The following is a 13,121-nucleotide window of genomic DNA, read 5'->3' as shown; positions in this document are numbered from 1 at the left end:
GCGTCAGCTCACGAACTTGATGGCGATCGGGTACGTGTAGTACTCGCCGCGGTTCGCCTTGAGAGCGGCCATGATGCTGAAGACGATGTTCACGACCCAGACGGCCAGCAGGATGAAGATCCCGACGACGACGAAGCTCGTGATCCAGCCGACCACGGTGCCGATGAACAGGGTTATCTGGAAGTTCAGCGCCGTGGCGGTGTGGGAGCGCACGAACGGGCCGCGCTCCTTGAGCACGAGGTACCCGATGAGCGCAGGGAGCCATCCGAAGAGGATCCCGCCGACGTGGACGAGCGTCGCCCAGAGCTTCTCGTCGGAGGGGCTCAACTGCTGAGAGGCGCCTCCGTACGGCTGCTGGGGCGGCGGTGGGGGCGTTGCGGACATGGAGTCTCCTTGCAAAGAGCCCGGAGGTCCCGGGCTGATCGGCGGACGATTACCCACACAGCCTAGGGCCGGAGGGCCGAGGCTGAGAAGAAACCGAGAGCCATTCGGCCCGAGACCACCGTTCTACTTGATGAAGCGGAAGTTCACCGGGTACCGGTAGGAGCCCCCTCCATTGACCTTGACGAAGCCGAGGATCGAGAACACCAGGTTCACGATGTAGAGCACCCACGGGATCAGCAGAGTGAAGAGCAGGTAGCCGACGCCGAACGTGAAGCCGCCGATGATGACACCGACGATCAGCGACGCCACCCACACGATGATCCAGGTGATCTGCCAGTTGAGCGCCTCCTTGCCCTCGACGTTCGTCTTCGCGCCGCGGTCCTTGAAGACCAGCCAGATGATGAGGGAGGGGAGGATCCAGAGGATGCCGCCGAGGTGGGCGAACGACGCCCACTGCTTGTCCTGCGCGGCGTCCAGCGGCGCGGCGGGAGCGGCGTACGGCTGCTGCGGAGGCGTGCCGTTGTAGGGCTGCTGGGGAGGGACGTTGCCGTACGGCTGCTGCGGCGGGACGTCGCCGTATGGCTGCTGCGGAGGAACGCCGTTGTTCGGGTCCACAGGCTGATTCGGATCGGACATGCGTGTTGCCCTTTCATGATCGGATGCGACGGAGTCGACCCGGTGCGCATACGGTACCGCCGAGCGCGCCCGCGGACAATAACTCGTGACGGCCGTTCGCGCGATATGATTAGCACTCAAGAACGCTGAGTGCTAAGTGAATTCGCTGTCACAGGGTCGACGGGAGGGTGTCATGGTCTCCGAGCGCAGTCTCGAGGTCCTTCGGGTGATCGTGCAGGACTACGTCGCCTCCCGCGAGCCGGTCGGCTCGAAGAGCATCGTCGAGCGGCACTCGTTCGGCGTCTCGGCCGCGACGATCCGCAACGACATGGCCCTGCTCGAGGAGGAGGAGCTCATCGCGGCTCCCCACACGTCGTCCGGGCGCGTCCCGACCGACAAGGGCTACCGGCTGTTCGTCGACCACCTCTCCGAGATGCGTCCGCTCACCACGGCGCAGCGCACCGCCATCGAGGCGTTCCTCGGCGAGTCGATCGACCTGGACGACGTGCTCGCACGCACCGTCCGCCTGCTCTCGCAGCTGACCAACCAGGTCGCGCTGGTGCAGTACCCGTCGGTCTCCCGCTCCCGCATCCGGCACATCGAGCTGGTGTCGCTGGCGCCGCACCGCCTCCTGAGCGTGCTGATCACGGACTCGGGCGCGGTCGAGCAGCGTGTGATCGAGCTGAACGCCGCGCTGAGCGACCAGGAGATCGCGGAGATCCGCGGAGCGATCAACGGCGCGGCGGCGGGACTCTCGCTCCCCGACGCCACCGCCCGGCTGCGTCAGCTGCCGGACGCCTTGACCGAGCGGACCCGTGAGCTGGTCTCGCCGGTCGCGAGCGCGCTGCTCGACCAGATCGCCGCGAACCGCCAGGAGCGCCTCGTGATGGCCGGGGCCGCCAACCTCGTCCGCACCGAGACCGACTTCCCCGGCACGATCACCCCGGTGCTCGAGGCGATCGAGGAGCAGGTGGTGCTGCTGCGCCTGTTCGACGAGATGGCGCACGACCAGCACGGCGTCGCCGTCAGCATCGGGCGCGAGAACGCCGTCCTCGGGCTGAGCGAGGCGTCGATCCTGTCGAGCGGCTACAGCGCCGCCGGCTCCGACGTCGCCCGCATCGGGCTGCTCGGCCCGCTCCGCATGGATTACTCGGGCAACATGGCCGCGGTCCGCGCGGTCGCCCGCTACCTCTCTCGCCTCCTCGGCGACTAGAACCACGACAAACGAGAAGGAACAGCCTTACGTGGCCGACCACTACGAAGTACTGGGCGTTGAGCGCAACGCCACCCCCGACGAGATCAAGAAGGCGTACCGCCGGCTCGCGCGCGAGCTGCACCCGGACGTGAATCCGAGCTCCGAGGCCCAGGAGCGGTTCAAGCTCGTCACGCACGCGTACGACGTGCTCAGCGACCCGCAGCAGCGCCAGCAGTACGACCTCGGCGGGTCCGGCGGTTTCGGCGGCGGGGGAGGCCAGGGCGACTTCGCCGGCTTCGGGGACATCTTCGAGACGTTCTTCGGGGGAGGAGGGGGCGCCTCCCGTGGTCCGCGGTCCCGGCGCGAGCGCGGGCAGGACGCCCTGCTGCGCGTGGAGATCGATCTCGACGAGGTCGTCTTCGGCACCCACCGCGACCTCGAGGTGGACACCGCCGTCGTCTGCGAGACCTGCAACGGCTCCTGCTGCCAGCCCGGCACCGCGCCGGTCACCTGCGACATCTGCCACGGCACCGGCAGCATCCAGCGCTCCGTGCGCTCCCTGCTCGGCAACGTGATGACGTCGAGCCCGTGCGGCAGCTGCCGCGGCTACGGCACCGTCATCGCCACCCCGTGCGTCACCTGCCAGGGTCAGGGCCGCGTGCGCGCCCGCCGCACCGTTCCGGTGGACATCCCCGCCGGCGTCGACACCGGCCTGCGCCTGCAGATGCCGGGCAGCGGCGAGGCGGGCCCCGCGGGCGGCCCGAACGGCGACCTCTACCTCGAGATCAAGGTCAAGCACCACGATGTCTTCAGCCGCGACGGCGACGACCTCCTCTGCACCCTCGAGGTGTCGATGGTGGACGCGATCCTCGGCACGACGGCGTCGGTCAAGGCGCTCGACGGCGACATCCGCCTCGAGCTGAAAGCAGGCACGCAGAGCGCCGACATCGTGACCGTGAAGGATCGCGGCATCACGCACCTGCGCGGCAGCGGCCGCGGTGACCTGAAGGTCGGGATCCAGGTGGTCACGCCGACGAAGCTCGACCACAAGGAGAAGGAGCTCATCAAGAAGTTCGCGGCGACGCACCACTCGGTGGAGCCGTCGCTCGCGCGCTTCCAGCAGGGGCTCTTCGCCAAGCTGCGCGACCGGTTCCTGAACTTCTGACCCGATGAGCTCGCTCTATCTGCGGGAGGACCTCGAGGCCGTGGACGCCGGGGGCCGCCTGACGCTCACCGGCCCCGAGGCCAAGCACGCCGCGACCGTGAACCGCACCCGCCCTGGCCAGACCGTGCTCATCGGCAACGGCCGCGGCCTGGTCGCCGCGGGCGAGGTGGTCGTCGCGACCGGAGCCGAACTCACGATCGAGGTCGCCTCGGTGCGGCAGGAGGAGCGGCCCGCACCGCGCATCACCCTCGTGCAGGCGCTGGCGAAGGGCGACCGCGACGAGCTGGCGATCCAGGCGGCGACAGAGCTCGGCGTCGATCGCGTCGTCCCGTGGTCCGCGTCGCGTTCGGTGTCCCGCTGGGACGGCGCGAAGATCGCGAAAGGCCGTGACCGCTGGTCGACGATCGTCCGGGAGGCCTCGAAGCAGTCCATCCGCGCCTGGGTGCCGGAGGTCGGTGAGCTGGCCACGACCGCGCAGATCGCCGCCCTGACCGTCGACGCGGACGTGCTGGTGCTGGAGCCGACGGGGGACACCGCCCTGACGGCGTTCACGCCGGGCGAGCGGGACCTCATCCTCGTCGTCGGCCCCGAAGGCGGCATCGCACCGGGCGAGCTCGAGGTGCTCCACGGCGCGGGTGCGCGCATCGTGCGCCTCGGCGACACGGTGCTCCGCACCTCCACCGCCGGCCCCGCGGCCCTCGCGGTGCTGAACGCCGCGCTCGGTCGCTGGTAGACCCCTCAGGGCGGGCGAATAGGATGGACCCCATGGAAAGCGCACAGCCCTCGATCTTCTCGCGCATCGTCGCGGGCGAGATCCCGGCCGACATCGTCTACGACGGCGAGCGCATCATCGCGTTCCGCGACATCGCGCCCAAGGCGCCGGTGCATCTCCTCGTCGTCCCCAAGACCGAGCAGTACCGCGACGTGACGGAGCTCGCCGCCGGCGACCCGGCGCTGCTCGCCGAGATCGTGTCCGTCGCGAAGCGCCTCGCCGCCGAGGCGGGAGGCGACTTCCGTCTGGTCTTCAACACCGGTGCGGGCGCGGGACAGACCGTGTTCCATGTGCACGCCCACGTACTGAGCGCCGGCCCCGGCGGGTCGCTCGAGGAAGGAAGCCTTGCCGACTAGCGAACCGATGCCCGAGGCGGGCGCCGCGTCGAACGGGGCCGCCGAGGCGCGTCTGCACGTCGACGGCGTCCAGATGGTCCGGCTGCTCGGACCGCAGGACCGGCTCCTCACCACGCTGGAGCGGCAGTATCCGCTCGTCAGCGTGCACGTGCGCGGCAACGAGATCACCCTGACCGGGGACGCCACGCAGGTGGAGGCCGCACGGCGGCTGCTGGAGGAGCTGCTGCAGCTCGTCCGCAACGGGCAGGACATCAGCCCGGCCGAGGTCACGACGTCGGCCAAGATCCTCGACAACGACAACGCCACGAGTCTCGCGGACGTGCTGGGCCAGGCCATCCTGACCACGCGCGGAAAGACCATCCGCCCGAAGACGCTCGGGCAGAAGAAGTACGTCGACGCGATCGACGAGAGCACCATCGTCTTCGGAATCGGCCCGGCCGGTACGGGCAAGACGTACCTCGCGATGGCGAAGGCGGTGCAGGCCCTCCAGCGCAAGGAGGTCAACCGCATCATCCTGACGCGCCCGGCGGTGGAGGCGGGGGAGCGCCTGGGCTACCTGCCCGGCACGCTCACGGACAAGATCGACCCGTACCTCCGCCCGCTGTACGACGCGCTCAACGAGATGATGGACCCGGAGCTGGTGCCGAAGCTGCTCGCGGCGGGCACCATCGAGGTCGCTCCGCTCGCCTACATGCGCGGCCGCACGCTGAACGACTCGTTCATCATCCTCGACGAGGCGCAGAACACGACGCCCGAGCAGATGAAGATGTTCCTCACCCGTCTGGGCTTCGGCTCGCAGATGGTCGTGACGGGCGACATCACGCAGATCGACCTCCCGAACGCGGCGAGCGGCCTGCGGCTCGTGACGCGCGTCCTCAAGGACGTCGACGACATCCACTTCGCGCAGCTGACCAGCGAGGACGTCGTGCGCCACACCCTGGTGGGCCGCATCGTCGACGCGTACACCGAGTACGACGCCAAGCAGCAGGCGCGCCTGTACGAGCGCGAGAAGGCCGCCGAGTTCGCGAACCGCGCCGAACGCCGCGGGGCCGCGCGCGACCACCTCCCGAAGCGACGATAGGGCCGCCATGAGCATCGAGATCAACAACGAGTCCGCGATCGAGGTGGACGAGGCCGCCCTCCAGCGCCTCGCCTCGTACGCGTTCGACATCATGCACGTCCACCCGGACGCCGAGCTCGCGATCGTGCTCGTCGACGAGGCCGCCATGGAGCAGCTGCACGTGCAGTGGATGGACGAGCCCGGCCCGACCGACGTGCTCAGCTTCCCGATGGACGAGCTGCGTCCCGGCACCGAGGAGGAGCCGTCGCCGGCCGGACTGCTCGGCGACGTCGTGCTCTGCCCGCAGGTGGCGCAGGTGCAGGCCGAGACGGCCGGGCACACCCTGATGGACGAGCTGCTGCTGCTGACGACCCACGGCATCCTGCACCTGCTGGGCTTCGACCACGCGGAGCCGGCCGAGGAGCGCGAGATGTTCGGGATCCAGCGCGACATCCTGGTGGGCTTCTCCCGCTACGACCGACAGCGCTAGGAGGCACGATGCTCCCGGCGCTGTTCTTCATCGTCGCGTTCGTCCTCGTCGCCTTCGGCGGTCTGATGGCCGCCGTCGACTCCGCCCTGGGCGTGCAGTCGCGCGGCGACATCGCCGACCTGGCGGAGACCTCCCGGTCCAAGAAGGCGCTGCTGGCGATCTCCGAGGACCCGGGCCCGTACCTGAACGCGGTCAACTTCAGCCGCATCATCGCGGAGACCACGGCCGCCGTGCTCGTCACGCTCGCCTTCGAGCAGATCTTCGACGAGTGGTGGATCTCACTGATCCTGGCCGCCCTCATCATGACGGGCGTGTCGTTCGTGCTGGTGGGCGTCAGCCCGCGGAGCGTGGGGCGCGCGAACTCGACCGTGCTGCTGCGCACGACCGCCGGACTCGTGCGCTTCGTGCGCGTCGTGCTCGGCCCCATCCCGGGCGGCCTGGTCGCGCTGGGCAACCGCGTGACGCCCTCCCGCGCGCGTTCGGCCCCGGTCACGAGCGAGGAGCAGCTGCTCAGCATCGTCGACGAGGCGGCGGAGTTCGACGTGCTCGAGGAGGACGACCGGGAGCTCATCCACTCGATCTTCGAGTTCAGCGACACCGTCGTGCGCGAGGTGATGATCCCGCGCACGGACATGATCGCCCTCGACACGTCGGCGGGTCTCGGCACGGCGATGGGCCTGTTCTTCAGCAAGGGCGTCTCGCGCATGCCGGTCATCGACGGGGACCCCGACGAGGTCGTCGGCGTGCTCTACCTGCGGGATGTCGCCAAGCTCAGCTTCGAGCGCCCGCTCGGCGCCGACGAGCTGACCATGGGGGAGATCGCGCGGCCCGCGCTCTTCGTGCCCGAGTCGCAGAAGGCGGACGCGCTGCTGCGCGAGATGCAGCGGGAGTCCAACCATCTGGCGATGGTCGTCGACGAGTACGGCGGCATCGCGGGTCTCGTCACGCTCGAAGACCTCATCGAGGAACTCGTCGGCGACATCTCCGACGAGTACGACCACGAGGTCGAGCTGGTCCAGCCGCTCGGCGAGGGCCGCTACCGGATCGCGACGCGCCTCCCGCTCGACGATCTGGGCGAGCTGTTCGACCTGGAGATCGACGACGACGACGTCGACAGCGTCGGCGGTCTGATCGCCAAGGCCCTGGGCCGCCTGCCCGAGGTCGGCTCGACCGTGTCGATCGAGGGCCTCCGGTTCACGGTCGACCGCATCGAGGGCCGCCACAAGCACGTCAGCACCGTCCTGGTCGAGCGCGACACCGCGCTCCTCCCGGCGCCCGACGACCGGGTGCTCGCGCACCGGTCGGACGAGAAGCGCCAGAAGCACGACAGACACGAGAAAGAAGTACGCCCGTGACCGAGTACCACGCCGGATTCGTGTCGTTCGTCGGCCGCCCGAACGTCGGGAAGTCCACGCTCACCAACGCCCTCGTGGGCGAGAAGGTGGCGATCACCAGCTCCAAGCCGCAGACGACCCGCCGCGCCATCCGCGGCATCGTGCACCAGAAGAACGGCCAGCTCATCCTGGTCGACACCCCGGGCATCCACCGTCCCCGCACCCTGCTCGGCGAGCGTCTCAACACCCTCGTGCAGTCGACGCTCGGCGACGTGGACGTGATCGGGTTCTGCGTGCCCGCCGACGAGAAGATCGGCCCGGGCGACCGCTTCATCAACGAGCAGCTCGACGACTACCCCTCCGCGAAGAAGGTGGCGATCGTCACCAAGATCGACAAGGCGAGCCGCCCGCAGGTCGCGCAGCAGCTGCTCGCCCTCGCCGAGCTGCGGGAGTGGGAGGCGATCGTGCCGATCTCCGCCACCAGCGCCATCCAGCTCGACACCCTCACGGGCGAGCTCATGAAGCTGCTCCCGTCGTCGCCCGGCCCGCTCTACCCGGAGGACGCGATCACCGACGAGGGCCTCGAGGACCGCATCTCGGAGTACATCCGCGAGGCCGTGCTGGAGGGTGTGCAGGACGAGCTCCCGCACTCGCTCGCCGTCACGATCGACGACATCGTGGAGCGCGACGACAAGGATCTCGTCGAGGTGTATGCGAACCTCTTCGTCGAGCGCGACAGCCAGAAGGCCATCGTCATCGGCAAGGGCGGCAGCCGGCTGCGGGATGTCGGCGCGGCCGCTCGGGTGCCGATCGAGGCGCTGCTCGGGCGGCACGTGTTCCTCTCCATTCGCGTGAAGGTGGCGAAGGACTGGCAGCGCGACCCGAAGCAGCTGGGGCGTCTCGGGTTCTGACGCCCCGTACATCCCGAGGATGATTCGCGCGTCAGGATGCGGCTTCGGCGCGCCCGGGACCGTACCGTAGAGGCATGCCCGACCGCACCCGCCTCCTGAGCGCGCTGGCGCCGCACCGCTGGGTGCTGGAGCCGGCCGTCGCGGCGCTGCTGTTCGTCGCGTGGCTGCTGGCCGGTCTGCCGACCGCCCTCTCCGGGCTCGCCGTCCTGTTCTACTGCGCCGGTGTCGCCCTGTCGCGGGTGCTCCCCGGTGCGGCGCTCGGGATCGTGTGGGTGGCCATCCTGCTGGAGCTCACCGAGCCCGATCCGCTGCCGGGCGCGTTCCGTGTGATCGGGAGCGTCGCGGTCTTCGCCACGGTCTTCGGGATCGCCGCCCACGGCGGACGCGTGCTCCGCTGGTTCGCCTTCGGTTCGGCCATCCTGCTGGGCCCGGCGATGGCGTACCTCTTCACGGTGCGCGGGGAGCTCAAGTTCCTGCAGTTCGGGCCGGTGATCGCGGGCTACTACACGAGCCAGGGCGTCGGGCTCCTGCTCATGAGCCTCCTGATGATCGTCGCCTTCCTGATCGCGTGGCTGCTCGGCTACCTCGTGGCCCGTCAGCGCGCGTTCGAGCCGACCAGGGACACTGCGCCGGGCCAGACGCAGCGCGGCTCGGTCCTGGTCTGGCTGGCCTCCTCGGGCGGGGCGACCGTGACCGAGGGGGATCCGGACCGGCCCCGGCTCGTGCGGCGCCTCAGCCGCACCGAGCTGACGTTCGACATCGCCGGCGCCGCGGCGTTCGCGGTGGTCTGCCTGCTGATCGACTCGGCGAACGTGTTCGGCACCACCCTCGACGGCAGCCGCTCCGGCGTGGTGGTGCTGGCGGTGTTCACCGTCGCCGTCGCGCTTCGGCGGATGTCCCCGGCGGTGGCCCTCTCCTTCGCCTGGCTGGGCGCCGTCATCCAGATGACGACGGGCAATACCATCCTGGCGAGCGACCTCGCGGTGCTGCTCGTCCTCTACGCGACGGGCGCGTACGGCGATCGGGTCGTCCGCTGGGTCGGTCTGGTCTCATCCGGTCTCGGCGCCCTGGTCGCGGCGCTCTACCTGTCGGTGACCTCCGCCCTGGCCCAGGGCTACTTCGACCTGCTGTCGTCGTCGATCACGAGCATCGCCCTCCAATTCGCCTTCCTGTTCGTGGTGAGTGCGACCGTCCTCGGGCTGTCCTGGGTGCTCGGCCTGCTCATGCGCACCTGGCGCGCGGCGCGGTTCTCGCGCTACGCGCAGACGATCGCCGAGCTCGACCGCAACCGGGCGGAGGAGGTCGTCGTCGTCGAGCAGGAGCGCACCCGCATCGCGCGCGACATGCACGACGTCGTCGCCCACTCGCTCGCCGTCGTCATCGCCCAGGCCGACGGCGCCCGGTACGCCCGGCACGCCGATCCGGAGGCGGTCGACGAGGCGCTCACGACCATCGCGGCGACCGCACGATCGGCGCTCGGCGACGTGCGCATCCTGCTCGCCGAGCTGCGGCAGTCGCAGCCAGAGGGACCGCAGCCGGGACTCGACGACGTCGTGCAGACCGTGGAACAGATCCGCGCGGCGGGCCTACCGGTCGTGCTCGAACGGATCGGCTCGTACGAGGGGCTCGGCTCCGCCCAGCAGATCGCCGCCTACCGCATCGTGCAGGAGGCGCTCACCAACGCCCTCCGGCACGGCGACACCTCCCAGCCCGCCATCGTCGTCCTGGCGGCCGCCGCTCCCGGCGACGGGGGACCCGGCATCGTCATCACCGTGAGGAACACCATGAAGCACCCGTCCACCGAACAGTCCTCGACCGGCATGCTGCCGCGCATCGGCCACGGCCTGCCCGGGATGCGGGAGCGCGCCTCCCTCGCCGGCGGAACCCTCTCCGCCGGACCCGCCGATGGCGTGTTCGTGGTCTCGGCCTTCCTCCCGGCCGGGGGAGCCGCGTGACCGGCGGCGAGAGCGCGCCGATCCGCGTGCTGCTGGTCGACGACCAGGCGCTGTTCCGCGCGGGCGTGCGGATGCTGGTCTCGTCCCAGCCCGACCTCGCGTTCGTCGGCGAGGCCGCCAACGGCCAGGAGGGCGTGGACCTCGCACGCGCGGTGAGCCCGGACGTCGTCCTCATGGACATCCGCATGCCCGTCATGGACGGCATCGCCGCCACCGGCGCGATCATCGCCGAGGCCGAGCGCGAGGGCCGCACGCCACCCCGCATCGTCGTACTGACCACCTTCGACCTCGACGAGGCCGCCGCGCGCGCTATCCGGGGCGGCGCGAGCGGGTTCGTGCTGAAGGACGCCGAACCCGAGTTCCTGCTCGCGGCGATCCGCACGGTCCACGCGGGGAGCGCGGTGATCGCCGCGGGCGCCACCCGCGAGCTCTTCCAGTACTTCTCCGAGGGACGCGCCGCCGAACGCCCCCAACCCGTCGAGTTCGCCACCCTCACCGCCCGCGAGCGCGAGATCTTCGTGCTCGCGGCGCGCGGCCTCAGCAACGCCGAGATCGCCGGCTCCGAGTTCCTCAGCGAGGCGACGGTGAAGACGCACATCAGCCGCATCCTGTCGAAGCTCGGACTGCGCGACCGGGTGCAGATGGTCGTGTACGCGTTCGAGCACGGGTTGACCGGGGGTGCGGGGGCGTAGTCGCCGAATCATCCTCCAGACGGATGGTGGATAGGCCCCCGGCGCGATCCGCCGCCGCCTGCGCCTTCCTAGCGTGGAGGTATGACTGAGACCACTGCTCCCGTCGCCCGCGTCGAGGCGGCGACCAAGACCTACGGATCGGGGGCCGGCCGGGTGGCCGCGCTCGACGGCGTGACCATCGGGATCCCGGCCGGGCGGTTCACGGCCATCATGGGGCCGAGCGGGTCGGGCAAGTCAACGCTCATGCACGTGATGGCCGGGCTCGACTCCGTGACCAGCGGGCGCGTCTTCCTCGGCGACACCGAGATCACCGCGCTGCCGGACAGGGAGTTGACCCTTCTGCGGCGGCGCCGGGTGGGTTTCGTGTTCCAGTCGTTCAACCTGGTGCCGACGCTCGACGTGCAGGGCAACATCCTGCTGCCGTTCGAGCTCGACGGGCGCAAGCCGACGCCGCCGCAGCGCGAGTGGATCGACCACCTGGTCGAGTCGCTCGGCCTCGGCGCCCGCCTGACGCACCGGCCGCACGAGCTGTCCGGCGGTCAGCAGCAGCGCGTCGCGATCGTGCGAGCGCTGGCGACCCGGCCTGATCTGATCTTCGCCGACGAGCCGACCGGCAACCTCGACTCGCGCACCGGGCGCGAGGTGCTGGCGGTGCTGCGGGAGGCCGCGCACACGTACGGCCAGAGCATCGCGATGGTGACGCACGATCCCGTGGCCGCCAGCTTCGCCGACCGCATCGTCTTCCTCGCCGACGGCCGGGTGGTCGCCGAGCGGGAGCGGTCGTCTGCCGAGGAGATCTCCGCCTACATGCTCGGGATGGAGGCGCTCGCGTGATCCGGGCGTTCCGGGCGAACGCCCGCGAGCACCGGGCGAGTATCCTGGTCGCCGCTCTCAGCTCCGCCTTCGGCGTGGCGCTGCTGGCCTGCACGAACGTCCTCAGCGCGTACATCGCGGCCAGCGACTTCGGGGCGAGCGCGACCGTCCGGATCGCCCTCTCGGTGGTGTCGGGCATCTTCTTCGTCATCGCGGTCTACGTCGGCGCGATCGTGACGACGAACACGTTCGCGACGATCATCGCCGGCCGCACGCGCACGATCGCCCTCCTGCGGCTGATCGGCTCCAGCGCCCAGGCGCAGCGCCGCTCGGTCGCGGGCGAGGGGCTCACCGTGGGCGTGATCGGCGCGGTCGCCGGGGGAGCGGGCGCGGCAGCGCTCTCCCTGCTCGCGACCCGCCTCCTCACGCTCACGGGAACGCTGCCGGATGTGCCGTACCCCGTGCTCACCCCGTCGTTGCTGGTGCCGGTCGTGGTGGTCGTCCTCACGACCTGGCTGGCGTCGTGGATCGGCAGCAGGAGGGTGCTGAGCGTGTCCCCGATCCAGGCGCTCGGCGCGGCGCAGGAGCGTCCCGCCGCGGCCGTCCGCAGCCGTGGCCGCGCGATCGTCGCGCTCACGCTCATCGCCCTCGGTGCGGCGCTGCTCGTGCTGGGCGTGCTCCTGGGGCTCGGGATGTTCGCCGGCGTGCCGGCCCTCGACGGTCTCGCGCCGTACGGGGTGCTCGTGGCGCTGCCCGGCGGCATCCTCTCGTTCACGGGCATCGTGCTCGCGGCCCCGATGTTCCTGCCCGTGGTCCTCCGCGGCGTCGGGATGCTGCTCGGTCGCGGCGCCGCCTCCCGGCTCGCCGCCGCAAACGCGATGCGGAACCCGGAGCGCAGCTCCCGGACCGCCATCGGGCTCGTCATCGGCGTGACGCTCGTCACGATGTTCGTCGTCGCCGCCCAGTCGTGGCTCCAGATGATCCACCGTGCCGCGGAGTCCGAGCCGGAGGCCTATGCGGGTGTTGAGAATATCCTCACCGTCACGATGGTGGTCTTCAGCGTGCTGGTCGGTTTCTCCGCCGTGATCGCCGCGGTCGGTGTGGTGAACAGCCTGGCCCTCAGCGTGCTCCAGCGGGCGCGCGAGCTCGGCCTCCTGCGCGCCCTCGGCTTCACCGGCGGCCAGGTGCGCCGGATGATCTTGGCCGAGAGCGTCCAGATCACCGTCGCCGGGCTTTTGACCGGACTGGTGCTGGGATGCGTGTACGGCTGGGCCGGTGCGCAGTCGCTGCTCGCGGGCATCCCGGGCGGCGGGTTCGTCGTCCCGGTGCTGCCGTGGGCCTATCTCGCCCTCGTGGCGGGGGCCGGAGCGCTGCTCGCG

Annotated in this window: 14 protein-coding genes; 12 read left to right on the top strand and 2 right to left on the bottom strand. The window is 70.4% G+C overall.

Features of this window, described 5'->3' with window-relative positions:
- Positions 1-3 precede the first annotated feature (3 nt).
- Positions 4-384 (bottom strand): DUF4870 domain-containing protein, encoded by a 381-nt coding sequence (locus BGO91_RS07080; RefSeq protein WP_290472089.1) that lies wholly within the window; start codon positions 382-384, stop codon positions 4-6.
- Between the two features lie 123 nt (positions 385-507).
- Positions 508-1,020, bottom strand: coding sequence for a DUF4870 domain-containing protein (locus BGO91_RS07075; RefSeq protein WP_290472088.1), 513 nt, complete (start codon positions 1,018-1,020; stop codon positions 508-510).
- Between the two features lie 172 nt (positions 1,021-1,192).
- On the opposite strand from BGO91_RS07075, the gene hrcA reads away from it, so the two are divergent.
- From hrcA to BGO91_RS07015, 12 genes are all read left to right on the top strand, one after another.
- The gene (gene hrcA / locus BGO91_RS07070; protein ID WP_290472087.1) at positions 1,193-2,212 is read left to right on the top strand and encodes a heat-inducible transcriptional repressor HrcA; all 1,020 of its coding nucleotides are present in this window, start codon (positions 1,193-1,195) and stop codon (positions 2,210-2,212) included.
- Between the two features lie 31 nt (positions 2,213-2,243).
- Positions 2,244-3,359: a molecular chaperone DnaJ gene (gene dnaJ / locus BGO91_RS07065; protein WP_290472086.1), complete on the top strand. Its 1,116-nt coding sequence runs from the start codon at positions 2,244-2,246 to the stop codon at positions 3,357-3,359.
- A gap of 4 nt (positions 3,360-3,363) precedes the next feature.
- Positions 3,364-4,092, top strand: coding sequence for a 16S rRNA (uracil(1498)-N(3))-methyltransferase (locus BGO91_RS07060; protein WP_290472085.1), 729 nt, complete (start codon positions 3,364-3,366; stop codon positions 4,090-4,092).
- 32 nt (positions 4,093-4,124) lie between these two features.
- Positions 4,125-4,487 (top strand): histidine triad nucleotide-binding protein, encoded by a 363-nt coding sequence (locus BGO91_RS07055; RefSeq protein ID WP_039920889.1) that lies wholly within the window; start codon positions 4,125-4,127, stop codon positions 4,485-4,487.
- 7 nt (positions 4,488-4,494) lie between these two features.
- The gene (locus BGO91_RS07050; RefSeq protein ID WP_290472121.1) at positions 4,495-5,568 is read left to right on the top strand and encodes a PhoH family protein; all 1,074 of its coding nucleotides are present in this window, start codon (positions 4,495-4,497) and stop codon (positions 5,566-5,568) included.
- A 7-nt stretch (positions 5,569-5,575) separates the two neighbouring features.
- Positions 5,576-6,037, top strand: coding sequence for an rRNA maturation RNase YbeY (ybeY, locus tag BGO91_RS07045; protein WP_290472084.1), 462 nt, complete (start codon positions 5,576-5,578; stop codon positions 6,035-6,037).
- Between the two features lie 8 nt (positions 6,038-6,045).
- A complete protein-coding gene (locus BGO91_RS07040) occupies positions 6,046-7,392 on the top strand; it encodes a hemolysin family protein (RefSeq protein WP_021757120.1) in 1,347 nt (448 codons plus the stop codon).
- A complete protein-coding gene (era, locus tag BGO91_RS07035) occupies positions 7,389-8,282 on the top strand; it encodes a GTPase Era (protein WP_179702190.1) in 894 nt (297 codons plus the stop codon). Before BGO91_RS07040 ends, era begins: the two co-directional genes overlap by 4 nt.
- A gap of 74 nt (positions 8,283-8,356) precedes the next feature.
- Entirely contained in the window at positions 8,357-10,237 is a 1,881-nt protein-coding gene (locus tag BGO91_RS07030) for a histidine kinase (protein WP_290472083.1), read from the top strand.
- Positions 10,234-10,929 (top strand): response regulator transcription factor, encoded by a 696-nt coding sequence (locus BGO91_RS07025; RefSeq protein ID WP_290472082.1) that lies wholly within the window; start codon positions 10,234-10,236, stop codon positions 10,927-10,929. The genes BGO91_RS07030 and BGO91_RS07025 overlap by 4 nt, the downstream gene beginning before the upstream one ends.
- Before the next feature lie 81 nt (positions 10,930-11,010).
- The gene (locus BGO91_RS07020) at positions 11,011-11,763 is read left to right on the top strand and encodes an ABC transporter ATP-binding protein (RefSeq protein ID WP_290472081.1); all 753 of its coding nucleotides are present in this window, start codon (positions 11,011-11,013) and stop codon (positions 11,761-11,763) included.
- Positions 11,760-13,121: ABC transporter permease (locus tag BGO91_RS07015; protein WP_290472080.1), on the top strand; the 1,362-nt coding region annotated here is incomplete at its 3' end. The genes BGO91_RS07020 and BGO91_RS07015, both read left to right, overlap by 4 nt.

Source organism: Leifsonia sp. 71-9 (genome assembly GCF_001898805.1).
GTDB lineage: Bacteria > Actinomycetota > Actinomycetes > Actinomycetales > Microbacteriaceae > Leifsonia.
The sequence above is the reverse complement of the archived record's forward strand: the minus strand, read 5'-3'. Positions and strand labels throughout refer to the sequence as shown.